Genomic DNA, 24633 nt, shown 5'->3' with positions numbered 1-24633 from the left:
ACTTCCCGCCCGTCGACGGCAGCCCCTGTGCGACAGGGCCTGCGGTCTCCCTGCGTGGGCGTAGGGTGTCCTCCCAGGGCTAGCGGGGAAGAGATGCAGGAACGCGATGCTGCACCGCAGAAAAAATGAATCAGCGAACGTTACATGCAATTGATCGCTGTTCGATGGGTTTCGGCGACATTTCGCAGCCTGTTATCCTCCCTGACCTGCTCGTGAATCATGGATTCCCTGCATGCTCCCCAGCCTGCCCCTGCTGCTGGCCCTGCCGTTCCTGATGGCAGCGGCTGTTGCGGCCTTCCCCCGTAGTTCGCGCTCGACTGCTGCCTGGCTGGCGGCGCTGGCGCCGTTGGGCGGACTGGCCATCCTCGGCTGGCTGACCCCGTCCGTACTCGACGGCCAGGTGGTGCGGACGATGGTCCCTTGGCTGCCACAGATCGGCCTGGACTTCACCCTGCGCCTGGATGGGCTGGCCTGGATGTTCGCCGGGCTGGTGCTGGGCATCGGCGCGCTGGTGGTGCTGTATGCGCGCTACTACCTGAGCCAGCAGGACAACGCGCACCGCTTCTACTGCTACCTGCTGCTGTTCATGGGCGCCATGCTGGGCATGGTGCTGTCGGGCAACCTGCTGTTGCTGATGATCTTCTGGGAAATGACCAGCATCAGCTCGTTCCTGCTGATCGGCTTCTGGTCGCACCGCCAGGACGCCCGCGAAGGCGCGCGCATGGCGCTGGTGATCACCGGCGGCGGCGGCCTGGCCCTGCTCGGTGGCGTGCTGCTGATCGGCCGTATCGTCGGCAGCTTCGACCTGGACGTGGTACTGGCCGCCGGCGAGCAGATCCGCGCCAGCGCGCTGTACCCGTACGCGCTGTTCCTGGTGCTGGCCGGCATCTTCACCAAGAGCGCGCAGTTCCCGTTCCACTTCTGGCTGCCGCACGCGATGGCGGCGCCGACGCCGGTCTCGGCCTACCTGCACTCGGCCACCATGGTGAAGGCCGGTGTGTTCCTGCTGGCGCGCCTGCACCCGGCGCTGGCCGGCAGCGACCTGTTCTTCTATACGGTCAGCGGCATCGGCGCGCTGACCCTGCTGATCGGTGCCTGGAACGCAATCTTCCAGCACGACCTGAAGGGCCTGCTGGCCTATTCAACGATCTCGCACCTGGGCCTGATCACCCTGCTGTTCGGCCTGTCCACGCCGATGGCGGTGGTGGCCGGCGTGTTCCACATCCTCAACCACGCCACCTTCAAGGCCTCGCTGTTCATGGCCGCCGGCATCATCGACCACGAAACCGGCACCCGTGACATGCGCAAGCTCGGCGGCCTGCGTAAGCTGATGCCGTTCACCAGCGCGCTGGCAATCATCGCCTCGCTGGCGATGGCCGGCATCCCGCTGCTCAACGGCTTCCTGTCCAAGGAAATGCTGTTCGCCGAAGCGCTGACCGCCGGTGGCGGCCCGGGTGCGATGCGCACGGCGGTGTCGGTCGCCGCGCTGCTGGCCGGCGTACTGGGCGTGGCCTACAGCCTGCGCTTCGTGCACGACACTTTCTTCGGCCCTGGCCCGCACGACCTGGACCGCGTGCCGCATGAACCGCCGCGCTGGATGAAGGTGCCGGTGGAACTGCTGGTGGTCATCTGCGTGGCGGTAGGCATCGCCCCGGCACTGACCGTGGCGCCGGTGCTGCATGCCGCTGCGGCGTCGATCCTCGGCAACGCCATGCCCGAGTACAGCCTGGCGGTCTGGCACGGCTTCAACCTGCCGCTGGCGATGAGCGCGATCGGCGTAGTCGGTGGCGTGGCGCTGTACTTCGGCCTGCGCAAGCTGATCAACCTGCACGGCGTGGAAACCCGCACCACCGGCCGCAACGTGTTCCATGCGCAGCTGGATGCCCTTTCCGCGCTGGCCATGCGCCTGACCAATGGCATCGCCAATGGCAGCCTGCAGCGCATGCTGCTGGGCCTGGTGCTGGTGGCGATCGTGGTCGCCGCCGCGCCGTTCGTGGCCAACCCGGCCTCGCCGAACTGGACCGCGCCGCAGCCGATCCCGCTGCTGGGCTGGGTGCTGTGGCTGGTGATGATGGCCTGCGCCGTTGCCACCCTGCGCGTCTACAAGCAGCGCCTGCTGGCGGTGCTGCTGGTGGGCGGTGTCGGCCTGATGGTGGCACTGACCTTCGTGTTCCTGTCCGCACCCGATCTGGCCCTGACCCAGCTGCTGGTGGAGATGGTGACCCTGGTGCTGATGCTGCTGGGCATGAACTACCTGCCCGCGCAGTCCGGGCCGGAGCGGCCGCGCTGGCGCAAGCGCCGCGATGCGGTGATCGCGATCATCGCCGGTGCCGGGCTTGGCGCGCTGGCGTACTCCGCGATGACCCTGCCGCCCAACACCATGGCCGGCGAACTGCTCGCCCGTGCCCTGCCCGAGGCATATGGCCAGAACGTGGTCAACGTGATCCTGGTCGACTTCCGCGGCTTCGATACCTTTGGCGAGATCACCGTGTTCGGCATCGCTGCGCTGGTGGTGCACGCGCTGCTGCGGCGTACGCGGATGGCACCGGAGCAGATCATGCCCGGCCCGCCGATCAAGCTGCCGGTGCCGGCCGACCTGGCGCAGATCATGTTCCCGCTCACCCTGACCGTCTCGATCTTCCTGTTCCTGCGCGGCCACAACGCGCCGGGCGGTGGCTTCATCGCCGGCCTGGTGCTGGCGGTGCCGCTGCTGATCCAGTACGTGATCCAGGGCACCGCGTCGGTGGAATCGCGTTTCGGCTTCGACTACATCCGCTGCATCGGCATGGGCCTGCTGATCGCCCTGCTCAGTGGCTGCGCCTCGATGCTGTTCGGCGTGCCGTTCCTGACCAGCGGCCACCTCGACCTGCACCTGCCGCTGATCGGCGACGTGCCGCTGGCAAGCGCGATCGGTTTCGACATCGGCGTCTACCTGGTGGTGTTCGGCGGCGCCATGCTGATGCTGTCGATGATGGGCACGATCAAGCCGTCGCGTACCCGCACTGCCCGCAAGGGTGAGATCGACCTGCAACGCCGTTCGGCCCGCACCGGGGAGATGCACTGATGGAACTGGCCCTGGCTACCGCGATCGGCGTGCTGACCGCCATCGGCATCTACCTGCTGCTGCGTGCGCGCAGCTTCGATGTGATCCTCGGCATGACCTTCCTGTCCTACGCCACCAACCTGCTGATCTTTGCCGGTGGCCGCGTGGTGCTGGGCAAGGCGCCGGTGCTGCAGGAAGGTGTGGACAGCCATCTCGGCAACTACACCGACCCGTTACCGCAGGCACTGGTGCTGACCGCGATCGTGATCGCCTTCGCGATGACTGCGGTGAGCATCGTGCTGGCCATGCGCAGCCGCAGCGACAACCACAGCGACCACGTGGACGCACACGAGCCCGACGACGACCTGCAGGATGAGCGCGTGCCGCCGCGCCAGGGCGAGGACCGCGCATGAACCACCTGGTGATCCTGCCGATCCTGATTCCCCTGCTGGGCGCTGCGCTGTCGCTGTTCGTCGAACACCGTCGCTACGGCCCGAGGGTGCAGCGCGCGGTGGCCTGGACCGCGCTGTCGGCGCTGGCCCTGGCGGTGGGCCTGCTGTTTGCCAGCACGGCCAGCGGTGACATCAACGTCTACCTGCTGGGAGACTGGCCATCGCGGCTGGGCATCGCGCTGGTGGCCGACCGGCTGTCGGCGTGGATGCTGCTGACCACCCTGCTGCTGGCCATTCCCTGCCTGCTGCATGCCTGCTCGGGCTGGGACCGCCGCGCACCGCACTTCCATGCACTGTTCCAGTTCCAGCTGGTGGGCCTCAACGGTGCGTTCCTGACCGGCGACATCTTCAACCTGTTCGTGTTCTTCGAGGTGATGCTGATCGCCTCCTACGGCCTGCTGCTCAGCGGTGGCCGCGGCCTGCGCATGCGCATCGGCCTGCACTACGTGGTGTTCAACGTCACCGCCTCGACCCTGTTCCTGATCGCGCTGGGCCTGCTGTACGCCTCACTGGGTTCGCTGAACATGGCCGAGCTGTCGCAGCGCATCGCCGAAGTGCCGCCGGCGCAGCTGACCCTGGTGAAGGCGACGATGGGCCTGTTGCTGCTGGTGTTCTGCGCCAAGGCTGCGCTGATGCCGCTGTACCTGTGGCTGCCGGAAGCGTATTCGCGCGCACCGGCCGCCGTGGCCGCGCTGTTCGCGATCATGACCAAGGTCGGCCTGTACTCGGTGCTGCGCATCCAGATGCTGTGGTTCGGCGACGATGCCGGCGCGATGACCGGCTATGGCCGCGACTGGCTGCTGTGGGCCGGCGTGGCAACGCTGGTGCTCGGTGGCCTGGGTGCGCTGGCCGCAACCCGCCTGCGCGTGCTGATCTCCTACCTGGTGATCGTGTCGGCAGCCACGCTGTTCATCGCCTTCTCGGTAGGCACGCCGCAGGTGCTGTCAGCCGGCCTGTACTACTTGCCACACAGCAGCTTCGTCGCCGCCGCGCTGTTCCTGATTGCCGACCTGATCCGCCGCCGACGTGGTGGCGCCAGCGACCGCAAGGAAGTGGTGGCACCGATGCCGGGCAAGGAAACCCCAGCGGTGCTGTTCCTGATCGGCGCGGTATCGGTGGCCGGCCTGCCGCCGCTGTCCGGCTTCCTGGCCAAGGCCGCGCTGCTGGCTGGCATGCCGGCACAGTACACCGCCCCCGTCTGGACCGCGGTGCTGGTCAGCAGCCTGCTGGTGATCATGGGCCTGACCCGCGGCGGCATCCGCCTGTTCTGGCGCGTGCCACCGGTCGATCCCGAGGCACCGAAGCCGCGCAAGGCACGCCTGCGCCGGGTCGAGCTCTACGCCGCCTGCATCCTGCTGGGCTACGGCATCGGCATGACCCTGGGCGCCGCCCCACTGATGCGCTACACCGACGCCACCGCCGCACAGCTGCTGCACCCCAGTGAGTACGTGCAGCAGCTGCGTGCGACCACGCCGGAGATCCGCCAGCCATGACCGCCCAGCGCTCCCTGTTCCGCCGCGTCATTCCCTCGCCGATGCTCAGCATCATGGTGGTGGCGTTCTGGCTGCTGATGTCCGACAGCTTCACCCTCGGCCAGATCGTGCTGGGGCTGGTGCTGGGCGTGGTGGTGCCGCTGTTCGCTGCACGCCTGGACCGCGAGTTCGCGCGCATCGGCACCCTGCGCCCGTTGCCGAAACTGCTGTGCGTGACCCTGTGGGACATCCTGATGTCCAACATCCGCGTCGCCCTGCAGGTGCTGGGCCCGGAAAAGAACATCCACCCGGGTTTCATCTGGCTGCCGCTGGACATCGCCAACATCCACGGCATCGCCGCGCTGACCAGCATGATCACGCTGACTCCGGGCACGGTCTCGGCCGCGCTCAGTGACGACCGCAAGTACCTGCTGGTGCACGTGCTGCACCTGGAGGACCCGCAGGACCTGATCGATACGATCAAGCGCCGTTACGAGGCGCCGTTGATGGAGATCTTCCCATGACCGGTTTTGAAGTCATCCAGACCACCCTGGTGGTGTGCATGCACGTGGTCGGCCTGGCCATGCTGCTGGCCACCTGGCGCCTGCTGCGCGGGCCGACCGTGCCCGACCGCATCCTCGCGCTGGACACCCTGTCGGTGACCGCGATCGCCGAGCTGATGCTGTTCGGCATGTACCTCAACTCGCCGATCTACTTCGAGGCCGCGCTGATCATCGCCATGCTCGGCTTCGGCAGCACCGTGGTGCTGAGCAAGTTCGTGCTGCGCCGGGACATCGTCGAATGATCACCGCGATCCAGATCGGCCTGTCGATCCTGCTGCTGTTCGGCTGCTTCTTCATCCTGGTCGGCGCGCTGGGCCTGGTGAAGCTGTCCACCTTCTTCAAGCGCCTGCACGCACCGACCAAGGCCAGCACGCTGGGCGTGGGCTGCGTGCTGGTGTGCTCGGTCTGCTACCACATCTTCCTCGGCCAGGACCCGCAGCCGCGCGAGCTGCTGATCACCGTGTTCCTGTTCATCACCGCGCCGATCAGCGCGCACATGATGGCCAAGGCCGCGCTGTCGCTGCTGATGGAGACCCGCCCCAGCCTGCCCGGCAACGAGCCGGCCGCTGAAGAGCAGCTGCCTCCGCCGGAACCGGTGCGCGAGGAAGAAGGTTCGCAGAGCCGGTAAATCCGGTAGCGGCCGACCTTGGTCGGCGCTTTGTTTTCGCGAGTGCCAACCAAGGTTGGCACCCACCAGGTGATCGGTGGTTGGCCCCCACCGGGAGATCGGTGGTGGGTGCCGACCGTTGGTCGGCACGGAAACAACCGCATCCACGCATGGCGTGGATCTACAACGACGGGGCGCCCACCAGCAGCAGCTCCAGCACGAACCAGCCGACGAACGCGACCAGCAGGATCACGCCTTCGCCACGGCTGATCTTCAGATCGCCACGCAGCATCGGGTACAGCACCAGCGCGAACGCCAGCAGCGCCGGCAGCTCCAGGCGCACGAACGAGGCCGGCAACGCCAGCGGCTGCAGCACTGCCATCGCACCAATCACCAGCAGCAGGTTGACCACGCTGGAACCCAGCACGTGGCCCAGCACCATGTCGCCATGCCCGCGACGTGCGGCGGCGATGGCGGTGGCCACCTCCGGCAGTGCGGTGCCGATCGCCACCGGCAGCAGGCCGACCAGCAGGGGCGTCCAGCCCAGGGCTACGCCGAAGTCCGCGGCGGCGCCCACCACCAGGCGCGCGCCCCAGTACAGCGTCAACGCGGCAATCAGCACGCGCAGCACGTTCAACGGCAGGCTCGTGCGGCTCAGCGCGGATTCGGCAATGGCCGCCTGCACCGCCGCGCCTTCGCCGCGGCCACGGCGCAGCAGCAGCACCTGCACCACGATGAAGCCGGCCAGCAGTACGCCGCCCTCCCAGCGTGCGAGGCCGCCATCAAGACCGAACAGGATCAGCAGCACGCCGGCCGCCAGCAGCGACCACCACAGCACCGTCTGCAGGCATGCGCGCAGCAGCAGGGGCGCAGCCATGGCCGCCACGGCGAGGGTCAGGCCCAGGTTGACGATGCTGCTGCCCACCGCGTTGCCCAGGGCCAGCTCCGGTTGGCCCACCGCCAGCGCGCGCGCATTGACGGCCAGTTCCGGCAACGAGGTGGTTACCCCGAGCAGCAGCAGCCCGGCAGTGAACGGGCTGGCCCCGAAACGTTGGGCCAGGCCGGACACGGCCTTGACGATGGAGTCCCCGCCCAGCGCCAGCAGCAGCAGGCCGAGCAGGAACCAGGCAATGGCAATGGCGATCATCGAGCACTCCCCCCAGCAGTGGTGGCGCGATTCTACGCTTGGCCCGCACGCGTGGCTGGGCCGTGGATCAAGGATCAGCCACACCCTTCCGCATAATCGACCTGCGGGGTCTGCCCGACGCGCCAGGCACCCACCCGGCCATCGGCACCGAGCGCGAAGTCGATCACCGCCCCGCCCTCCTGCGCCGGGCGAACGCGCAGGTGCTGGGCCTTCTCGTCGTACTTGTCAGGGCCGACATCGGCCCGCTCCGGGTACAGCACCTGCAGCTCACCCAGGGTCATGCCGACCTTGCCGCCGCCTGGTGCGGTGATGGCGGCGCTGCGCACGTCGTAACGCACCAGCTTGCGGCCTTCGATCATCGGGCGCAGGTCCTCGGCATCCTGCGGGCGCAGGAAGTAACAGCCATCGTTGCCATCGTCAGCCGGCAGCGGCTTGCCGGCGGCATCGGTGCCCAGCCCCTGCAGGGGCTTCCCGAAACCGCTGCGGACTTCGGCAATGCCAGCGCCCAGCTTTACGCCGGCGAAGCCATCCAGCTGCGCCGGGCTGTCGGTGCGAGGATCGGCCGGCGACTGGGTCGCCAGATCGGCATCAGCTGTGGCAGCAGCCGGCGTAGCGCCCTTGGCCGAGGCATCAGCAGGTGTCTCAGGCGTGCGGTTGCAAGCGGCAAGTGACAGCAACAACAGACCGGCAATCGGAAGGTGCTTCATCGGTGCGGTTCCCTGGCACGAAGGTAGCTGCACGCTAGCGCAGCACACGTGCAGATGCTGCATTGTCATCGCGGTTTCATCGCCTTCGTTCAGGCTCGGCGAGCACCGACCTGGCTGTCCCTTCCATGCAACCGCGCAAGACCGATCTCGCCCGAACCGCGCTGCAGGCCCACCGCGCGCCGCTGGACATGCGCCAGCGCCGGCTGCTGATCCTGTGCGACGGCCAGCGCACCGTTGCCGACCTGACCGGCCTGCTCGGCCAGGAAGCACCGGCCATGGTCATCCAGCTGGTGCAGGCGGGATACCTGAGCACCGGCACTGGCGCCACAGCCCCGGCACCGTCGCCCGCAGCCGCGGTAGCGTCGGTGCCCACAGCACCGGCAGCGGCGCCTGCTACACCCGCGATCGAACGTCGCCGCTCGCTGGTGGCCGCGCGCATCTACGTGCTGGGCATATTGGAGATGCAGCGCCACCCGCAGGCGGCAGCACTGTTCCGTGACCTGCAGCAGGCGCGTGCGGAAGAAGAGGTGCTGCAGCGGCTGCAGTCAGCGATGCAGATGCTGCCCGGGCTGACCTCGGAGGGCTATTGCCAACGCGTGCGGCAGCGCCTGCTGGAGGCGTTGCCGCTGGAGCATTGCGAGGCGTTCGCCGAAGTGGCGTAAGCGCAAGTTCCGGCGGAGAGCATCCACGCATGGCGTGGACCTACTGCATCACGACCGCCTTTCGCTAGATCCACGCCATGCGTGGATGCGATCAGGATCCGTGCCGACCAAGAGCGGCACCTACCAGGAACGGCAACCGGTAGATCTACGCCATGCATGGACGCGATCAAGATCCGTGCCGACCAACGGTCGGCACCCACCAAGGCAGCGGTTGGTAGATCCGCGCCATGCGTGGATGCGATCACGATCTGTGCCGACCAAGGTCGGCACCCACCACGCTAGCGGGACGACCGGAAGTTGTTACGCAGGCCGTTCCAGCACTGCTGGTAATCGCCCTGGCGGTGGCCGGCGGCCAGCGCCTGTGCGGTCGGGCGGATCACCGCACGGGTCTCGAACATGAAGGCCATCGTGTCCTTGATCACATCGGCCTTGGACAGATCGGCATTGGACGCCTTGTCAAAGGTCGGCGCGTCCGGGCCGTGACCGCTCATGCAGTTGTGCAGCGACGCGCCACCCGGCACGAAGCCTTCGGCCTTGGCATCGTAGGCGCCATGCACCAGGCCCATGAACTCGCTGGCGATGTTGCGGTGGAACCACGGCGGGCGGAACGTGTTCTGCGCCACCAGCCAACGCGGCGGGAAGATCGCGAAGTCCATGTTGCTGGTTCCCGGCGTGTCGCTGGGCGAATGCAGCACCAGGAAGATCGACGGGTCCGGGTGGTCGTAGCTGATCGATCCGATGGTGTTGAAGCGACGCAGGTCGTAGCGGTACGGCGCGTAATTGCCGTGCCAGGCCACCACGTCCAGCGGCGAATGGTCGATCGGCGCACGCCACAGGCGGCCTTCGAACTTGGCGATCAGTTCGAAGTCGCCATCCACATCCTCGAACGCCGCATGCGGGGTCTCGAAGTCGCGCGGATTAGCCAGGCCGTTGGAACCGATCGGGCCCAGGTCGGGCAGCTTCAGCAGCGCACCGTAGTTCTCGCAGATGTAGCCGCGGCTCGGGCCATCGGGCAGTTCGACGCGGAAACGCACGCCGCGCGGAATCACCGCGATCTGCTGCGGCTCGATCTCGATCACGCCCAGCTCGGTCAGCAGGCGCAGCGCGCCCAGCTGCGGCACGATCAGCAGTTCACCGTCGGCGTCGTAGAAGTAGCGGCCGACCATGTCGCGGTTGGCCGCATACAGATGGATGCCGACACCGGCATGCGCGTCGGGTGAGCCGTTGCCACCCATCGTGTACAGGCCCTCGACAAAGTCGGTCGGCAGCTCCGGCAGCGGCAGCGGGCTCCAGCGCAGCTGGTTCGGCGAGGCCGGCTGTGCGCCGAAATCACACTGCAGCTGCGACTGCGCAAATGGAGTGAACTCGCCATGGGTCACCGCCGGACGGATCCGGTACAGCCAGCTGCGGCGATTGCTGCCGCGCGGCGCGGTGAAGGCGGTGCCGGTCAGCTGCTCGGCATAAAGGCCGTGGGCCACCTTCTGCGGCGAGTTCTGCCCGACCGGCAGCGCGCCGGCGACGGCCTCGGTGGCGAATTCGTTGCCGAAGCCGGACTGGTAGCCGCGGGCGGTGATGGCGGGGGACATGGGGGCTCCTGGGTACGGCGAGACCGGAACGGAAAGCAGCCGAGCATGGCCCGGCTCTACAGATGGGCAGGCGCCGGGACTGGCCCGGCGCTACCGATGACCTTACAGCACGCCGCGGCGGATCTGGTCGCGCTCGATGCTCTCGAACAGCGCGGTGAAGTTGCCTTCGCCGAAGCCTTCGTTGCCCTTGCGCTGGATGATCTCGAAGAAGATCGGGCCGATGCAGTTCTGGGTGAAGATCTGCAGCAGCTTGCGCTGGTGGGTTTCCGGATCGGCGTCGATCAGGATCTTGTTCTTCGCCAGGCGCGGCACGTCTTCACCGTGGTTCGGCACGCGCTGGTCGATCACATCGAAGTAGGTCTCCGGCGTGTCGAGGAAATCCACGCCCTGCGCGCGCATGGCTTCAACGGTCTCGTAGATGTTCTCGGTGAAGCAGGCGATGTGCTGGATGCCTTCGCCCTTGTACGCGTCCAGGTACTCGTTGATCTGGCTCTTCGGGTCGGACGATTCGTTCAGCGGAATGCGCACGATGCCGTCCGGCGCGGTCATCGCCTTGGACACCAGGCCGGTCTTCAGGCCCTTGATGTCGAAGTAGCGGATCTCGCGGAAGTTGAACAGGCGCTCGTAGTAGTCCGACCACTGCTGCATGTTGCCGAAGTACAGGTTGTGGGTCAGGTGGTCGATGAAGGTCAGGCCGAAGCCCACCGGGTGCAGGTCGGCACCGGCGATCGGCTCGTAGTCGCCGTCGTAGATGCTGCCGGCCGCGCCGTAGCGGTCGACCAGATACAGCATGCAATCGCCGATGCCCTTGATGACCGGGGCGCTGACCGCCTTGCTGTCCGGCTTGAAGGCAATGGCTTCGGCACCGTTGCCCAGTGCGGTCAGGTAGACCTCCTGACCAGGTTTCTTGAAGCGGATGGCGAAGCCGCAGGCGCACGGACCGTGCTTCTCGGCGAAGTCGGCGGCGAACGAATCGGGGTCTTCATTGACCAGGAAGTTGACGTCGCCCTGGCGATAGACGGTAATCGGACGCTGCTTGTGCTTGAGCACCGCGCTGAAGCCCATCTTCCGGAAGTACTCGTGCAGCTCCTGGCCACGGCCGGCCGGGGCGGCGAATTCGACGAACTCGAAGCCGTCGATGCCCATCGGGTTCTCGAAGGTGGTGACCTGCATGCCGGGGTTGGGGTGCGAGGCGGTCGGGACTGCGGTATTCATGGCGTGGCTCCGAATCGGTACCGCATCGGTACAAACCAGGTGCGGGCAGGTAGGGACCCGGCGAGAATGCAGGGTCTGGACCTACCCCTTATAGTTACACTTGAAACCACCAGCAAGGTGCACCGCAACATGAGCCCCGCCGATCCCGCCTCGACCCGCCTGCGTGCCTCGCACGTCCTGCTCGACCTGGAACAGTTCCTGCCGTACCGGCTGAGCGTGCTGTCCAACCGGGTCAGCGGCAACATCGCCAAGCTATACGGCGATCGTTACGGTCTGGCGATTCCCGAATGGCGGGTCATCACCATCCTGGCGTTGTACCCGGGCTCCTCGGCCAGCGAGGTCTCCGACCGCACGGCGATGGACAAGGTGGCGGTCAGCCGCGCTGTGGCCCGCCTGCTGGAACGCGGCTTCATCAAGCGCGAGACCCACGGCGACGACCGCCGCCGCTCGGTGCTGGCGCTGTCGGCAGCCGGCTTCGAGGTCTACGAGACCATCGCGCCGATGGTGATCGAGATCACCCGCAAGCTGATGTCGGTGCTGAGCGAGGAGGAGGAGCAGGTGCTGGAAAAGCTGATCCTTCGCCTGGCCGGTGACGGCCTGGAGCGGATGGGCGAAGGGGTCTGAAAGAAAAAGGGGACGGTGGGGATCAAGCCGTTTTGGGCCCCAAGTCGCGGGAGCCGACCCTGGCCGGTAGCGGAACAGCGGCTGGGCGATTGTCGTCCGCCACCTTTGATCTGACGGGACCCGCTCTTTGGCGGGCTGTGGGCCGGCCACAAACAAGGCCATCGGACACATTCACTTCCCGCAGAACCCGTCCTGAAGTGTCGCCCTCGCCCGGCGGCATTTCCGCATTGGCCTGATACGGCCCGTTTCCGCGAGGCTGGTGTATCGAAACGGGCTGTTCCAGTGAGTTCTCCTATTGGACTGTCCGTGTGTACGGCCTGACGGTAAGCGTTCAACGGGTATCAGCCCGGCCATGGATCCACATCGGACGGGCTCCCTCATGGATGACTCGCGTTCAACGCTGCCGCATGGCCAGGAATTGCTGGCCGATCTCAGAGAGCTGATCTGCGCGGCGCGCAGCAGGACGCACAGGACCATCAACACCGAGCTCACTCTGTTGTACTGGCGAATCGGGCGTCGCATCCATGTGGACCAGATGGCTGGGCGACGTGCGCGCTACGGAGAGGTCCTCTTCCCCCGGATAGCCAAGGCGCTGTCCGCCGAGTTCGGTACCTCCTTCGGTGAGAAAAGCTTGCGCAGGATGGTGCAGTTCTCCACTGCATTTGCAGATGAGCAGATTGTCGTATCGCTGATACGACAATTGAGCTGGACCCACTTCATCGCGCTGATCCCACTGGCGGATCCGCTCAAGCGCGACTTCTATGCGCAGATGGCCGCCACCGAGGGCTGGAGCGTGCGCACATTGCGCCAGCGCATCGATTCGATGCTGTACGAGCGCACGGCGCTTTCCAGTCAACCCGAGCAGACCATCGCCGAAGAGTTGGCAGCACTGCGCGGCAACCAGCAGCTGTCTCCAGGGCTGGTACTGCGTGATCCCTACGTACTGGATTTTCTTGGCCTGAAGGACAGCTGGGATGAGCAGGACCTTGAAAGCGCGATCCTTCGCGAGATGCAGGGCTTCCTGCTCGAACTTGGCACGGGTTTCAGTTTCGTCGCCCGCCAGAAACGCATCCAGATCGACGGTGATGACTTCCACCTGGACCTGCTGTTCTACAACCGCCGCCTGCGCAGGCTGATCGCCATCGAACTGAAGATCGGCGAGTTCAAGCCCGCCTACAAAGGGCAGATGGAACTCTATCTGCGATGGCTGGACCGCTACGAACGTGAGGACGGCGAGCAGGCGCCGTTGGGCATCATCCTCTGCACAGGGAAGAAGGCCGGCCAGATCGAATTGCTGGAGCTGGACCGCTCAGGCATCCATGTTGCGGAATACCTGACCACCTTGCCCTCTCGTGAGGTCCTCAAGCAAAGATTGCAGACCGCCATGGAGCGGGCCAGGCAACAGCTGCAGACCGCGGCACCCAGCTCCCTGTAGATCCACGCCGTGCGTGGATGGCGCCCACGCCTCAGCTCAGATGCTTGCGGCGCGCATGGATCCACGGCACCGCCAGCGCGGCAATGGCACCTCCGGCGAAGCCGAGCGAGGCGGAAACCGTGGCCGCTTCGACTGCCCCCGGCAACGCCAGCGCGGCAGCTACGAGCAACAGCGACGGCAGGCCGACGAAGGTGCCCAGGAAGAAGTGCCAACGCGGCGACCAGGTGTTGAGCTGCAGCAGGCTGACCGGCTGCCAAGCATCGGATGCGGCATCTTCGGCGATCTTCGCCACGGCCTTGGCCAGATCTACTTCCGGCAGCGCGCGCCCCTGCCGTGCGGTGGCCAGCAGCTCGGCCACGGCCTCCACCGGCGGGAAGCTGGACGGCCACGCCACCGGGGCCGGCACGCCGTAGGCGGTCAGCACCGGCACGCTCAGCCACGGCGCTACCAACGGACGCATGCGGCGGCGGCCGCGCACGCACCAGATCTGCGGCTGGCCGTGCGCCGTGACGCTGTACAGCGCCAGTTCGTTGGCCGGCGGATAGCCGAGCATGGTCACTCGCGCCGCCAGACTGTCCTGGCCCATCGCACGCAGGAAACCAGGGCGGCTGCGTCCTTCCTGCATCCACGCCAGGCCCAGCGCCCCCACCAGGTACGCCTCCGCGACGTCCTTGCTGCCCGCAGTGGCGCGCTCATCACTGGCCAGGTACCAGGCCAGCGATTTCGGTTCGGGCACATCGTCCAGTCCCCAGCGGCTGTCGTCCCCCAGCACATGGCGCACTGGCAGGCGCGCGGGCGCGGTCTCGCCACGCTCGCCCGGCTGCAGGAACGGCAACACGCCCTGGATGAAGGTGGACAGTTCGATCGCACGCACGCCATGGCCCTGCCATTCCGGCGGCAGCAACCCGGCCAGCTGGCCGTCGGCGGCCAATGCATCGAGCCGTGATTTCTGCTCGACCAGTTTCTGCACCGCGCCCTTCAACACCACGTTGTCGGGCAGCGCGATCTGCGGCAGGCGATGGCGCGGCGGCACCAGTTCAACACTGTCCTCGCCGGTGCCGGCGTCATCCAGCAGCGCCTCCTGCGGCGGCAGGGTCACACCCTCGCCTGCTTCGCCTTCGGCCAGAGTACTGGCAGGTTCGGGCAGTCGTTCGGCGTGGTCGCTGTGCATGGGCGTTCCGGTAGGTTGCATCGACGGGTGTCGACTGAGGTCCTTGCCGGTAACGGCGAGCGCGTTGCGATATTGAGATGCCGATTTCGGGAATGTGACCGCAACCACAGTAGATCCACGCCATGCGTGGATGCGACCCGACATCAGTGCCGGCCAACGGTCGGCACCTGCCGAGCATGCCGGCCAGCAACCGGCACTACCCTATTCCGGTTTGTCAGGTGCCCACTGCTTGAGGAACGCGGTCACGCGCGCGGGCTGGAAGGCTTCGCCCTTGCGCAGCTCGCCGGTGGCCTGCGACACCAGCAGTCCGCCATCGGCATCGAGCACCAGCAGGTACGGGTAGTCGCGCTCCATCATCGGGAACTGGGCGAAGAAAGCGGTATTGGGTTGTTCGTCGCTGGCGTTGACCTTTACCCACACGTAGTGGGCATCGCGGAAGCGGCGCAGATCACCGTTGCCTTCCACCAGCTCGTCCAGCGCCCGGCAGCGATCGCAGGCGGCATTGCCGACCTCGAGCAGGATGCGCTTCTTGCCGCGCTGGGCTTCCACCTTGGCGGTGGCCAGATCGTCGGCGGGGTTGCGGGCCGGGTCGAACTGCGCGCCGAGCCCGGCGATGGCGGCAATATCCGCCGCCACCGGGGTGTTGCCCGAGGCCACCGGTTCGCTGGGGTCAGCGACCGGTGGCTCGGTGGGTCGGGTATCCAGCGGCTGCGTAGGCTCGGCGGCGGCAGGCGGTTGCGGTTGGGAACAGGCGCCGATCAGCGCCGCACAGACCACCACCACTGCTCCACCGAGCTTCATGCGCATGCCTTCTACCCTCTCATCGTTACTTGACGCCGTGCATCAGCTTGTTGATCAGCGGGGCGATCAGGAACAGCACCACGCCGGAGCCGATCAGGGCCCAGAACCCGAAGGTATACCCCTTCAGGGCCGACTCGACCGTCATGCCGCCTTCACCACTGACCACGCCGGCGAAGATGCCCGACAGGTTGTTGCCGATGCCGGTGGACAGGAACCAGCCACCCATGCCGAAGCCGACCAGGCGCACCGGGGCCAGCTTGGTCACCATCGACAGGCCGATCGGCGACAGGCACAGCTCACCCACGGACTGGATGACGTAGACCATGAACAGGGTCCAGAACGGGATCTTGCCGTCCACGACCATCTGCGACAGCGCGTACATCAGCAGGGCGAAGGCGGCGCCATTGAACAGCAGGCCCAGGCCGAACTTGCGCGGGATGGACGGATTGGCGCGGCCCATGGCCACCCAGATCCAGGCGATGATCGGGGCCAGGGTGATGATGGCCACCGAGTTGACCGACTGGAACCACGCGGTCGGGAACGTCCATTCACCGAACTGGCGGTTGACGATGTTCTCGGCCAGGAAGGTAAACGAGCTGCCGGCCTGTTCGAAGAACATCCAGAACATCACGTTGAAGGCGAAGATGATCAGCATGGCGATCACGCGGTCGCGCTGCACCTTGCCCTCGCGGATGCCCTCGACCAGCAGCAGGATGGCCAGCGCGGTGAACATCGCACCCAGGATCCAGGCCAGCGCGGTGGCGCCGGTGGCCAGCAGGAAGTACGCGACCGGGATGGCGACCACGGCACCGGCCAGCACCATGATGATGCGGCCGAAGCCTTCAGCGCCGGCCGGCGGTGCACCGATGCCCTTCAGGCCGGCGCGACCGATGTAGAACCACACCAGCGAGATCAGCATGCCCACGCCCGAAGCGATGAACACGACCTTGTAGGACGGCATGGCATCGGTACCGAAGACCTTGCGGGCCAGGTACTCGGTCAGCACCGGGGCGATCATCGCGCCAATGTTGATGCCCATGTAGAAGATGGTGAAGCCCGAATCGCGGCGCTCGTCCTTCAGGCCGTACAGCTTGCCGACCATGGTCGAGATGTTCGGCTTGAACAGGCCATTGCCGACGATGATCGTGGCCAGGCCGAGCTTGAAGATGTGCTCCTGCGGCAGCGAGATCATGAACAGGCCGGCGGCCATGATGATCGCGCCGGTCAGGATCGATCGCTGATAGCCCAGTACCCGGTCAGCCACGTAGCCACCGAAGATGGCTGCGGCATACACCAGGGCCAGGTAGGCGCCGTAGATGCGGCTGGCGTCGCCTTCACCGGCAGCGCTGCCGTTGTAGAACTGGGCAACGATGTACAGCACCAAGGCCCAGCGGATGCCATAGAACGCAAAGCGCTCCCAGAACTCGGTCATGAACAGCATCCACAACGGGCGCGGGTGGCCCAGCGTGGTCTTGAAGTCCGGCAGCGCCGGCTCTGGGGTGTTCGCAGTGGCGTTTACGCTCATGCGGGTTTCCTGGTTCGGTGGATGACGAGCACGTCCGCTGTGCAGTTGGAGCAACGCGCGAGGATCACCGACTTCTGGCGTTCACGTCAAATACACGCCGTTTGAGGCAGGTGCCAGCCTGCTCGCTGAACTTGCATCTGAAACGATCCAGCCAGTGGCCGGGATCCAAGCTGAATACGGATCAGCCCTGCGCTGACGGGGGCCCGGCCTGCAGGCTGGTACGCACCTGGAACAGCTCGGGGAAGAAGGTCAGTTCCAGCGCCTTGGCCAGGAAGCCCACCCCGGACGAGCCGCCGGTGCCGCGCTTGAAGCCGATCACCCGCATCACGGTGCGCATGTGTCGGAATCGCCATAGCTGGAAGGCGGTCTCCAGGTCCACCAGGTCCTCGCACAGCGCGTACTCGCGCCAGTAGCGGTCGGTGTCCTGGTAGATGCGTTCGAAGACCGGCTGCAGTGCGTCGTCGGCCACATGCGGCTGGGTCCAGTCGTGGTTTTCATACACGGCCGGTACGGCGTGGCCGAAGCGGGCCAGGTACTTCAGGAACTCCTCGTACAGGCTGGGCGCCTCCAGCACGGTGCGCAGCTGCGCCTGTCCGGCCGCATCGTGCTCGAACACCTGCAGCATCTGCGCGTTCTTGTTGCCCAGCAGGAACTCGATGTAGCGGTACTGCAGCGACTGGAAACCCGACGACGGGCCCAGCACGTCGCGGAAGCCCATGTATTCGGACGGGGTCAGCGTTTCCAGCACCGACCACTGCTCGGTCAGCTGGCGCAGCACCTGCTTGCTGCGCGCCAGTACCTTGCGGCACTGCCAGACTTCATCGCGCTGCAGGAAGCCGATTGCGGCGCGCAGCTCATGGCCCAGCAGCTTCAGCCACAGCTCCGAGGTCTGGTGCTGGATGATGAAGAGCATCTCGTCATGGTGCGGCGGGTTGGACAGCGGCTGCTGCGCGCTGAGCAGCTGGTCCAGCCGCAGGTAGCCGCCGTAGGTCAGGCGCCCCTGCAGGTCGGTGTGGATGCCGGCTTCGAGATCGCGTTGGTTGTTGTCGACGGACATGGGTGCGGCCAGATCGGGGGCGGCAAGGGTAGCGCGTTGCCAGCCGCGCGGGCAGCCGCGCCGTCCATACCGGGGCGTGCGGTGCCCCGTGGAGCATTGGCCGATGCGGGGCCTGCGCGTGGAACCGATCGGGTCGTTGCGCCAGCAGTCAGCCAGAGGCGTATTCTGATGCTTTGCAGCAACGACTGAATACGTTGTTGTTATTGGCCCCCCACCCGCCGGCAGGGGTAAAACAGGGCGTTGCCGTGTTGCGGCGCAGGAAGGCTATTCCGTACGCGTTCCTTAACATGGCGATTCATATCATTTGTAACTTCTCTGTCGAAGGTGCAGTACGCAATGACGGTTGCCGCTGAATTCAAGATCGAATACCTGCAGTACCTGGACGCGGACGGCAAGCTCGTCCGCGATGACCTGCCCGCGTCGCTGCGCGACCCCAAGGTCCTGGTACCGCTGTTCAAGCAGATGCTGTTCGTACGTACGTTCGACAGCAAATCCATCGCGCTGCAGCGCACCGGCAAGCTCGGCACCTATGCCGCCTGCCTGGGCCACGAGGCTGCGCACGTGGGCATCGGTGCTGCGATGCAGAAGGACGACGTGTTCGCACCGTCGTACCGCGAGTATGGCGCGATGTTCATGCGCGGCGTGCGCCCGCACGACGTGCTGATGTACTGGGGCGGCGACGAACGCGGCAACGATTACGGCGGCAACGCGGCCAAGGACTTCCCGTTCTGCGTGCCGATCTCCACCCAGTGCCTGCACGCCGCAGGTGCCGCGCTGAAGTTCAAGCTCAACAAGGAACCGCAGATCGCGGTGGCCGTGTGCGGCGACGGCGGCAGCTCCAAGACCGACTTCTACGCGGCACTGAATTCGGCCGGCGCCTACAAGCTGCCGCTGATCCTGTGCATCGTCAACAACGGCTGGGCCATCTCGGTCCCGCGCTCGGCCCAGACCGGTGCCGAAACGCTGGCGCAGAAGGGCCTGGCCGGCGGCCTGCACTGCCTGCAGGTGGACGGCAACGACCTGATCGCCGTGCTGGCGGCGATGGAGCAGGCACGCGAGCGTGCGCTGGCCGGCGACGGTGGCACCGTGCTGGAACTGATGACCTACCGCCTGTCGGACCACACCACCGCCGATGACGCGCGCCGCTACCGTGACGACGCCGAGGTGAAGGATGCCTGGCAGCGCGAGCCGATGCTGCGCCTGCGCAAGTACCTGATCAACGCCGGTGTGTGGAGCGAAGAAGAGGAAACCGCCTGGGTTGCCGAGTGCGGCACGCGCGTGGACGAGGAAGTGAACCTGTACCTCAACACGCCGGTGCAGCCGGTCGAGGCGATGTTCGACTTCCTGTATGCCGATCCGCCGCCGGACCTGCTGGCCCAGCGTGCCCAGGCGATCGCCCTGGAGAAGCGCCATGGATGAGATCAAGAACGGCGCGCCCGGCGCGCACACCAACGCCGCCGACAGCGCTGCTGTCGCGCGCGGAGAAGAGAGCATGACCACCACGCCGATCACCCTCATCGAAGCCATCACTCAGGCGCTGGCCTGGGAGCTGGAGCACGACCCGTCGGTGCTGGTGCTGGGCGAGGACGTGGGCGTCAACGGCGGCGTGTTCCGCGCCACCGCCGGCCTGCAGCAGCGCTTCGGTTCCGAACGCATCCTCGACACCCCGCTGGATGAAACCACCATCGCCGGCCTGACCATCGGCCTGGCCGCGCAGGGTATGAAGCCGGTGGCAGAAGCCCAGTTCGATGGCTTCATGTACCCGATGGTCGACCATATCGTCTGCCACGCCGCACGCCTGCGTTACCGTACCCGTGGCCGCCTGCACTGCCCGATGGTGCTGCGCGTGCCGTGGGGCGGTGGCATCCGCGCGCCGGAACACCACAGCGAAGCCAACGAGGCGATCTTCACCAACGTGCCGGGCCTGCGCGTGGTGCTGCCGTCGTCGCCGCAGCGTGCGTACGGCCTGCTGCTGGCCGCGATCCGCGAACCGGATCCGGTGATCTACATGGAGCCCAAGCGCATCTACCGCCAGTACAAGGAAGTGGTCGTCAACGACGGCGAAGCCTTGCCGCTGGACGTCTGCTTCGTGCTGCGCGATGGCACCGACGTGACCCTGGTGACCTGGGGCGCGCAGGTGAAGGAAGCACTGGAAGCGGCTGACAAGCTGGCCGGCGAAGGCATCAGTGCCGAAGTCATCGACGTGGCCACGCTGCGCCCGCTGGACTTCGCCACCATCGCCGAATCGGTGGCCAAGACCGGCCGCTGCGTGATCGTGCAGGAGGCCCCTAAGACCGCGGGCTTCGGCGCCGAGATCGCCGCGCGCCTGGCCGAGGAATCGATCTACGACCTGCTGGCGCCGGTCGAACGCGTCACTGGCTACGACACCCACATTCCGCTGTTCCGCCTCGAAATGAAGTACCTGCCGAGCGTTGAGCGGATCGTGGCTGCAGCCAAGCGCGCGGTGGCGGCCGGCTGACATGCGGGCCCGCCTTCTGGGGGCTTACCGCAGCCAGTATCCCAACCCGCTCCGGTTCCACACCGGCCAGATCGTCGAAGTAGGTGTCCGTGACGAGGAATGGCCGGCGTTTGCCTGGGTACGCACCAACGATGGGCGCGCTGGATGGGCGCCCATCGCCTGGTTGCAGCTGCTGGACGAGGGTCGCGCCGAAGCCCTGTGCGACTACGACGCCCGCGAGCTGGATGTGGAAAGTGGCGAGATGGTGAAGCTTCATCACGAACACGGTGGGTGGTGGTGGTCCGAGCGCGCCAATGGCGCGACGGGCTGGCTGCCGGCCCGCGAACTGGAACTGCTGGAAGAGAACTGCAAATGAGCCAGACCAAGAACTTCAACCTGCCCGACCTGGGCGAAGGCCTGCCGGACGCGACCATCGTCGAGTGGTTCGTCAAGGAAGGCGATGTGATCAAGCTGGACGAGCCGCTGGTGTCGATGGAGACCGCCAAGGCCGTGGTGGAAGTGCCCTCGCCGTTCTCCGGCAAGGTGCTGAAACTGTCCGGCGGCGCCGGCGACATCATCCCGACCGGCTCGGTGCTGGCCAGCTTCGAACTGGACCCGAACCTGCCGCAGCGTGCCGATGGCCAGGACACCGGCCACAGCCATGGCCACGCTGCACCGACCGCGCCGACCCCGCCGCCGCTGCCTGCCGCAGCCGCACCGGTGGTCGCGGAAGAAGCCAAGCCCGCCGCGGCCGAGCGTGATGACGCCGGTACCGTGGTCGGCGCGATGCAGAGCTCCAACGCCGTGCACGCCGAACAGGCACTGGCCGTCGGTGGCGTCAAGGCCGTGCCAGCCGTGCGTGCGATGGCGCGCAAGCTGGGCGTGGACCTGAGCCGCGTGGCCGCTACTGGCACCGATGGCGCGGTCACCATGGCCGACGTCAAGCAGGCTGCCGCCAACGGCACCGCCAAGCTCGGCGCTGCTCCGGCACCGGTTGCCGCCGCGTATGTCGCGCCGGCCCCGGCGCAGGTGTCTGCCCCGGTGCAGAGCGAAGCCCGCACTCCGCTGTCCGCCGCCGGCAAGCCGATGCGCACCCAGCCGCCGGGCGTGGTCGCCAAGGGCCAGCCGGAACCGCTGAAGGGCGTGCGCCGCAACATGGCCCGCGTCATGGCCGACGCGCACAGCAAGGTCGTGCCGACCACGCTGAACGACGACGCCGACATCCACGCCTGGCTGCCGGGTAACGACGTCACCGCCCGCCTGGTGCGTTCGATCGTGGTCGCCGCGCAGAAGGTGCCGGCGATGAACGCCTGGTTCGACGGTGAAGCGCTGACCCGCACCCTGCACGCGCAGGTGGACATCGGCATCGCGGTGGACACCGACGACGGCCTGTTCGTGCCGGCCCTGCGCAATGCCGACATGCTCGACGCGCGTGGCATCCGCGAGGGCGTCAACCGCCTGCGCGAGCAGGTGGAATCGCGTTCGATCGCCGCCTCGGAACTGAGCGGCTACACCATCTCGCTGTCCAACTTCGGCATGTTCGCCGGCCGCTACGCGACCCCGGTCGTGGTGCCGCCGTGCGTGGCCATCGTCGGTGCCGGCCGCGCCCGCCACCAGATGACCCCGGTGATGGGCGGCGTGGAAGCGCACAAGGTCATCCCGCTGTCGGTCAGCTTCGACCACCGTGCAGCCACGGGTGGTGAAGCCGCACGCTTCCTGCGCGCGATGATGGACGACCTGGCGCTGGCCAGCTGATCCAGCTGATCGGTGGGTGCCAACCGTTGGTTGGCACATGAACGGGAAAAACGCCGGGCACTGCCCGGCGTTTTTTTGTGCTCGCATCCACGCATGGCGTGGATCCACAAAATGCCCGCGATCAATCGCGAGCGACCATACCCTCGGCGCGGCTGTAGACACGCAGGCGGTGCCCGTCAGGATCCGCTCCGACGAAGGTGTGGCCGAACTCCAGCGTCACCGGCGCCTGCAGGATCTCCACACCGAGCGCGCGCCACGCATCGTGCGTCTGCTGCACGGCGACGGGGTTGGCGACCACCATCGCCAGTTCCGCCGCGCCGGCCTGCGCCGACACCGGCGGTTGCACATCGTCGCGCTGCCACAGGCCCAGTGCGGCGCCATCGCCGAGCAGGAACAGCGCAAACCCGGGCGACTGTTCGACCGGCGGCTTGCCGAGGATGCCGCTGTAGAAGGTGGCGCTGGTGGCGACGTCGCGCACGTACTGCAGCAGGGTGCTGGGCGTGAACATGGGGAGGCTCCGTTGTAGGGAGCGATCATGGTGGAACACGTCTGCTGACAGATTCTGTCAGTAGATCAAGCAGATGAAGTCGACCGGGTAGAGTCGATCGTCGTTCGAACATCTCGCGTATTGCGGGCATTTCCGCCATCGGATGGAAAAACAGGCGACCCACTGTGATCTCGCGACATATCGCAAAGCCAAGTCATGATGGGAGCTGTCGTCGGCGATGAACCTTCGCTCTTTTGGAGCCCCCCGGACCAATCAAAGGGAGACGCAGTTACCAGTTGCAACAGACAGAAGTGATTTAGAGTCAAATGCAGACGGAACGCAATTTCACATAATACACATGAAAAGGAAAGTTCATGACCACAATACGCAGATATCTCCCGTTATTGGCAGCCATCATCACCGCTTCTCCCGCCTTTGCGGACGACGCCCCCAAGGATGTGGCAATACAGCACTACGCGGAAACCATGCACATAGGCACGTTCGAAGCCGCGCAACGAATGGATGCGGAACGGGCCGCCGGTAAACTCAGCGCACGGCTTCAGAGGGAGAAGCCTGAGACGTTCGCCGGCCTTTACATCGAGCACTCCCCTGAATTCAGGATCGTCGTGAAGTTCACTGGCGATGCCTCGGGCCAGCTATCTGCCTATACCAAAGATCGCCTCTACGTCGCGGAAAATTCGCCACGCTCTCTCGAGCTTCTCCGCGCCACCCAGGCGGAAGTGTCCGAGCAGCTCGTCAAGGCGGGCATCGAATTTGCGGCCACGGTAGACATAAAGAATTCCATCGTCGAGGTATATGTACGCGATCCCGATGCCGTACGCGCCAGACTTTCCAATCTTCTCTCCGTCGTCGACTTCATCCGCGTAAAAGAGACCACAGGTTTCATAGAGCCAACAAACACTGTGGCGGGCGGGCGGCGACTGGAGGGCTACCAGCAGCAACTCTGCACAGCAGGCTTCAACGTGGTCGAAACTGCAACTCGCGAACTAGGCTTGGCCACTGCCGGTCACTGTGACAACGACAATTATCAACGCAACCCAACCGCTCGCATTCTGTTCAAGAGTGAACGCAACAAAGGATCTTACGACGTTCAGTGGGGTGCACAGCAGCGTGGCGGCGTCATCTTCTCCCAGTCGAACGAAATCATTGTCGATGGGGAAAAGCTGGCGATAACCGATGAGGCATCACTTGCCGACATGACACCAGGCACAACGGTCTGCAAGTTCGGCGTAACGACCGGTCGCACATGCGGATCCATCAAAGACGCAGAGTTCGCAGCCAACTGGAAGGGGGAAGCCGGCACCTACGTCCAAGTCGTCAGCCTTGATGGAACCGTGATGAACAAAGGCGGCGATAGTGGTGGTCCCGTCTATGCCGGCAACTCCGCCTACGGCCTTGTTCATGGCAGGGGAAACGATGGCTCTCCTTGGGAGAATGACCTTTTCTTCATGCCCATAGAGAGAATGTCCACCCTGGGCGTCGCTACCCTGACGAAGCCATTTCAGCTGGACAGCGTTCCAAACGTGTCTGGAACAGGCGCCAGCGTTACTGCCACGATGAACTTCAGTGGGTATCCGAGGTTTCCGGTATACATCAACCTCGAGGTCGTGACGTGTCCCGCCGGATGGATCTGCATCGGGGGGCGCGCCAAAGTCGACAAGAACATTCCATCTCCCATCACCTTCACCTGGGGTTGTACACCCAGTAAACCTGGTGAACCCCAAGTTTCGAGAGTCAGGACATTCTTGGAAGATGCGTCGGGCCTCGTAACCCAGGCCATAGAGTCGACGATTACCTGTACCACCCCGACCTCCCCGGCACATAGCCAACCAGCTGTGTAAGCCC

General features: G+C 65.9%; 23 protein-coding genes. 14 read left to right on the top strand and 9 right to left on the bottom strand.

Going from position 1 to position 24633, the window contains the following annotated elements; all coding sequences use genetic code 11:
- Positions 1–232 precede the first annotated feature (232 nt).
- The 6 genes from N5D20_RS12425 to N5D20_RS12400 are packed head-to-tail and all read left to right on the top strand — an operon-like array spanning position 233 to position 6158.
- On the top strand, positions 233–3064 hold the full coding sequence (locus N5D20_RS12425) for a monovalent cation/H+ antiporter subunit A (RefSeq protein ID WP_054172653.1): 2832 nt from the start codon (positions 233–235) through the stop codon (positions 3062–3064).
- Positions 3064–3456, top strand: coding sequence for a Na+/H+ antiporter subunit C (locus tag N5D20_RS12420; protein ID WP_005419863.1), 393 nt, complete (start codon positions 3064–3066; stop codon positions 3454–3456). The genes N5D20_RS12425 and N5D20_RS12420 overlap by 1 nt, the downstream gene beginning before the upstream one ends.
- A complete protein-coding gene (locus tag N5D20_RS12415) occupies positions 3453–4988 on the top strand; it encodes a monovalent cation/H+ antiporter subunit D (RefSeq protein WP_049480631.1) in 1536 nt (511 codons plus the stop codon). The genes N5D20_RS12420 and N5D20_RS12415 overlap by 4 nt, the downstream gene beginning before the upstream one ends.
- Entirely contained in the window at positions 4985–5491 is a 507-nt protein-coding gene (locus tag N5D20_RS12410) for a Na+/H+ antiporter subunit E (RefSeq protein ID WP_043399391.1), read from the top strand. Before N5D20_RS12415 ends, N5D20_RS12410 begins: the two co-directional genes overlap by 4 nt.
- Positions 5488–5772, top strand: a complete 285-nt coding sequence (locus N5D20_RS12405; protein WP_005411334.1) for a K+/H+ antiporter subunit F — start codon at positions 5488–5490, stop codon at positions 5770–5772. The genes N5D20_RS12410 and N5D20_RS12405 overlap by 4 nt, the downstream gene beginning before the upstream one ends.
- Positions 5769–6158: a Na+/H+ antiporter subunit G gene (locus N5D20_RS12400; RefSeq protein WP_019338586.1), complete on the top strand. Its 390-nt coding sequence runs from the start codon at positions 5769–5771 to the stop codon at positions 6156–6158. The genes N5D20_RS12405 and N5D20_RS12400 overlap by 4 nt, the downstream gene beginning before the upstream one ends.
- A 160-nt stretch (positions 6159–6318) precedes the next feature.
- On the opposite strand, the gene N5D20_RS12395 is transcribed toward N5D20_RS12400, so the two are convergent.
- Together N5D20_RS12395 and N5D20_RS12390 are read right to left on the bottom strand one after the other, a co-directional pair.
- Entirely contained in the window at positions 6319–7284 is a 966-nt protein-coding gene (locus tag N5D20_RS12395) for a sodium:calcium antiporter (protein ID WP_197579082.1), read from the bottom strand.
- Between the two features lie 74 nt (positions 7285–7358).
- Positions 7359–7991 carry a hypothetical protein gene (locus N5D20_RS12390; protein WP_279914401.1) on the bottom strand — a complete coding sequence of 211 codons (633 nt, stop codon included), beginning with the start codon at positions 7989–7991 and terminating at the stop codon, positions 7359–7361.
- Between the two features lie 125 nt (positions 7992–8116).
- On the opposite strand from N5D20_RS12390, the gene N5D20_RS12385 reads away from it, so the two are divergent.
- Positions 8117–8653 carry a hypothetical protein gene (locus N5D20_RS12385; protein WP_197579080.1) on the top strand — a complete coding sequence of 179 codons (537 nt, stop codon included), beginning with the start codon at positions 8117–8119 and terminating at the stop codon, positions 8651–8653.
- 278 nt (positions 8654–8931) lie between these two features.
- On the opposite strand, the gene hmgA is transcribed toward N5D20_RS12385, so the two are convergent.
- Complete coding sequence (gene hmgA, locus N5D20_RS12380; RefSeq protein ID WP_010482677.1) at positions 8932–10239, bottom strand: homogentisate 1,2-dioxygenase; 1308 nt, start codon at positions 10237–10239, stop codon at positions 8932–8934.
- 102 nt (positions 10240–10341) lie between these two features.
- Positions 10342–11454: a 4-hydroxyphenylpyruvate dioxygenase gene (gene hppD, locus N5D20_RS12375; RefSeq protein WP_019338590.1), complete on the bottom strand. Its 1113-nt coding sequence runs from the start codon at positions 11452–11454 to the stop codon at positions 10342–10344.
- 129 nt (positions 11455–11583) lie between these two features.
- Here hppD and N5D20_RS12370 point away from each other — a divergent pair, with 129 nt between their 5' ends.
- Both N5D20_RS12370 and N5D20_RS12365 read left to right on the top strand, forming a co-directional pair.
- Positions 11584–12078, top strand: coding sequence for a MarR family winged helix-turn-helix transcriptional regulator (locus N5D20_RS12370; RefSeq protein ID WP_050815698.1), 495 nt, complete (start codon positions 11584–11586; stop codon positions 12076–12078).
- A gap of 379 nt (positions 12079–12457) precedes the next feature.
- Entirely contained in the window at positions 12458–13513 is a 1056-nt protein-coding gene (locus N5D20_RS12365) for a PDDEXK nuclease domain-containing protein (RefSeq protein ID WP_197579079.1), read from the top strand.
- 31 nt (positions 13514–13544) lie between these two features.
- On the opposite strand, the gene N5D20_RS12360 is transcribed toward N5D20_RS12365, so the two are convergent.
- The 4 genes from N5D20_RS12360 to N5D20_RS12345 form a co-directional block, all read right to left on the bottom strand.
- On the bottom strand, positions 13545–14684 hold the full coding sequence (locus N5D20_RS12360) for a hypothetical protein (protein ID WP_197579078.1): 1140 nt from the start codon (positions 14682–14684) through the stop codon (positions 13545–13547).
- Positions 14685–14885: 201 nt separating this feature from the next.
- On the bottom strand, positions 14886–15491 hold the full coding sequence (locus tag N5D20_RS12355) for a thioredoxin family protein (protein ID WP_049411763.1): 606 nt from the start codon (positions 15489–15491) through the stop codon (positions 14886–14888).
- Positions 15492–15510: 19 nt separating this feature from the next.
- The gene (locus N5D20_RS12350) at positions 15511–17010 is read right to left on the bottom strand and encodes an oligopeptide:H+ symporter (protein ID WP_043399407.1); all 1500 of its coding nucleotides are present in this window, start codon (positions 17008–17010) and stop codon (positions 15511–15513) included.
- Between the two features lie 181 nt (positions 17011–17191).
- Entirely contained in the window at positions 17192–18067 is an 876-nt protein-coding gene (locus N5D20_RS12345; RefSeq protein ID WP_019338596.1) for a tryptophan 2,3-dioxygenase family protein, read from the bottom strand.
- Between the two features lie 336 nt (positions 18068–18403).
- On the opposite strand from N5D20_RS12345, the gene pdhA reads away from it, so the two are divergent.
- Genes pdhA through N5D20_RS12325 form a run of 4 tightly spaced genes read left to right on the top strand, consistent with a single transcriptional unit; the run spans position 18404 to position 22280 of the window.
- Complete coding sequence (gene pdhA, locus N5D20_RS12340) at positions 18404–19486, top strand: pyruvate dehydrogenase (acetyl-transferring) E1 component subunit alpha (RefSeq protein ID WP_019338597.1); 1083 nt, start codon at positions 18404–18406, stop codon at positions 19484–19486.
- On the top strand, positions 19479–20546 hold the full coding sequence (locus N5D20_RS12335; RefSeq protein ID WP_019338598.1) for an alpha-ketoacid dehydrogenase subunit beta: 1068 nt from the start codon (positions 19479–19481) through the stop codon (positions 20544–20546). Before pdhA ends, N5D20_RS12335 begins: the two co-directional genes overlap by 8 nt.
- Before the next feature lies 1 nt (position 20547).
- Positions 20548–20901, top strand: a complete 354-nt coding sequence (locus N5D20_RS12330) for an SH3 domain-containing protein (protein ID WP_005411349.1) — start codon at positions 20548–20550, stop codon at positions 20899–20901.
- Entirely contained in the window at positions 20898–22280 is a 1383-nt protein-coding gene (locus N5D20_RS12325) for a dihydrolipoamide acetyltransferase family protein (RefSeq protein ID WP_197579077.1), read from the top strand. The genes N5D20_RS12330 and N5D20_RS12325 overlap by 4 nt, the downstream gene beginning before the upstream one ends.
- A gap of 121 nt (positions 22281–22401) precedes the next feature.
- Here N5D20_RS12325 and N5D20_RS12320 read toward each other — a convergent pair whose 3' ends face one another.
- Positions 22402–22788, bottom strand: coding sequence for a VOC family protein (locus tag N5D20_RS12320; protein ID WP_019336706.1), 387 nt, complete (start codon positions 22786–22788; stop codon positions 22402–22404).
- Between the two features lie 353 nt (positions 22789–23141).
- Between N5D20_RS12320 and N5D20_RS12315 the strand changes: the two genes are divergently transcribed.
- Positions 23142–24629, top strand: a complete 1488-nt coding sequence (locus N5D20_RS12315) for a S1 family peptidase (RefSeq protein WP_191863376.1) — start codon at positions 23142–23144, stop codon at positions 24627–24629.
- Positions 24630–24633 lie beyond the last annotated feature (4 nt).

The sequence above is a fragment of the Stenotrophomonas sp. GD03877 genome (assembly GCF_029840555.1).
GTDB classification, from domain to species: Bacteria; Pseudomonadota; Gammaproteobacteria; order Xanthomonadales; family Xanthomonadaceae; genus Stenotrophomonas; species Stenotrophomonas geniculata.
The sequence above is the reverse complement of the archived record's forward strand: the minus strand, read 5'-3'. Positions and strand labels throughout refer to the sequence as shown.

Bases quoted from the DNA above. Each gene is read 5' to 3' on its own strand.
- N5D20_RS12410 (WP_043399391.1), top strand. From the start codon at position 4,985: ATGACCGCCCAGCGCTCCCTGTTCCGCCGCGTCATTCCCTCGCCGATG.
- N5D20_RS12365 (WP_197579079.1), top strand. From the start codon at position 12,458: ATGGATGACTCGCGTTCAACGCTGCCGCATGGCCAGGAATTGCTGGCC.
- N5D20_RS12425 (WP_054172653.1), top strand. From the start codon at position 233: ATGCTCCCCAGCCTGCCCCTGCTGCTGGCCCTGCCGTTCCTGATGGCA.
- N5D20_RS12325 (WP_197579077.1), top strand. From the start codon at position 20,898: ATGAGCCAGACCAAGAACTTCAACCTGCCCGACCTGGGCGAAGGCCTG.
- N5D20_RS12360 (WP_197579078.1), bottom strand. From the start codon at position 14,684: ATGCACAGCGACCACGCCGAACGACTGCCCGAACCTGCCAGTACTCTG.
- N5D20_RS12350 (WP_043399407.1), bottom strand. From the start codon at position 17,010: ATGAGCGTAAACGCCACTGCGAACACCCCAGAGCCGGCGCTGCCGGAC.
- pdhA (WP_019338597.1), top strand. From the start codon at position 18,404: ATGACGGTTGCCGCTGAATTCAAGATCGAATACCTGCAGTACCTGGAC.
- hmgA (WP_010482677.1), bottom strand. From the start codon at position 10,239: ATGTCCCCCGCCATCACCGCCCGCGGCTACCAGTCCGGCTTCGGCAAC.
- N5D20_RS12415 (WP_049480631.1), top strand. From the start codon at position 3,453: ATGAACCACCTGGTGATCCTGCCGATCCTGATTCCCCTGCTGGGCGCT.
- N5D20_RS12370 (WP_050815698.1), top strand. From the start codon at position 11,584: ATGAGCCCCGCCGATCCCGCCTCGACCCGCCTGCGTGCCTCGCACGTC.
- hppD (WP_019338590.1), bottom strand. From the start codon at position 11,454: ATGAATACCGCAGTCCCGACCGCCTCGCACCCCAACCCCGGCATGCAG.
- N5D20_RS12330 (WP_005411349.1), top strand. From the start codon at position 20,548: ATGCGGGCCCGCCTTCTGGGGGCTTACCGCAGCCAGTATCCCAACCCG.
- N5D20_RS12400 (WP_019338586.1), top strand. From the start codon at position 5,769: ATGATCACCGCGATCCAGATCGGCCTGTCGATCCTGCTGCTGTTCGGC.
- N5D20_RS12315 (WP_191863376.1), top strand. From the start codon at position 23,142: ATGACCACAATACGCAGATATCTCCCGTTATTGGCAGCCATCATCACC.
- N5D20_RS12345 (WP_019338596.1), bottom strand. From the start codon at position 18,067: ATGTCCGTCGACAACAACCAACGCGATCTCGAAGCCGGCATCCACACC.
- N5D20_RS12320 (WP_019336706.1), bottom strand. From the start codon at position 22,788: ATGTTCACGCCCAGCACCCTGCTGCAGTACGTGCGCGACGTCGCCACC.
- N5D20_RS12420 (WP_005419863.1), top strand. From the start codon at position 3,064: ATGGAACTGGCCCTGGCTACCGCGATCGGCGTGCTGACCGCCATCGGC.
- N5D20_RS12335 (WP_019338598.1), top strand. From the start codon at position 19,479: ATGGATGAGATCAAGAACGGCGCGCCCGGCGCGCACACCAACGCCGCC.
- N5D20_RS12405 (WP_005411334.1), top strand. From the start codon at position 5,488: ATGACCGGTTTTGAAGTCATCCAGACCACCCTGGTGGTGTGCATGCAC.
- N5D20_RS12390 (WP_279914401.1), bottom strand. From the start codon at position 7,991: ATGAAGCACCTTCCGATTGCCGGTCTGTTGTTGCTGTCACTTGCCGCT.
- N5D20_RS12385 (WP_197579080.1), top strand. From the start codon at position 8,117: ATGCAACCGCGCAAGACCGATCTCGCCCGAACCGCGCTGCAGGCCCAC.
- N5D20_RS12355 (WP_049411763.1), bottom strand. From the start codon at position 15,491: ATGCGCATGAAGCTCGGTGGAGCAGTGGTGGTGGTCTGTGCGGCGCTG.
- N5D20_RS12395 (WP_197579082.1), bottom strand. From the start codon at position 7,284: ATGATCGCCATTGCCATTGCCTGGTTCCTGCTCGGCCTGCTGCTGCTG.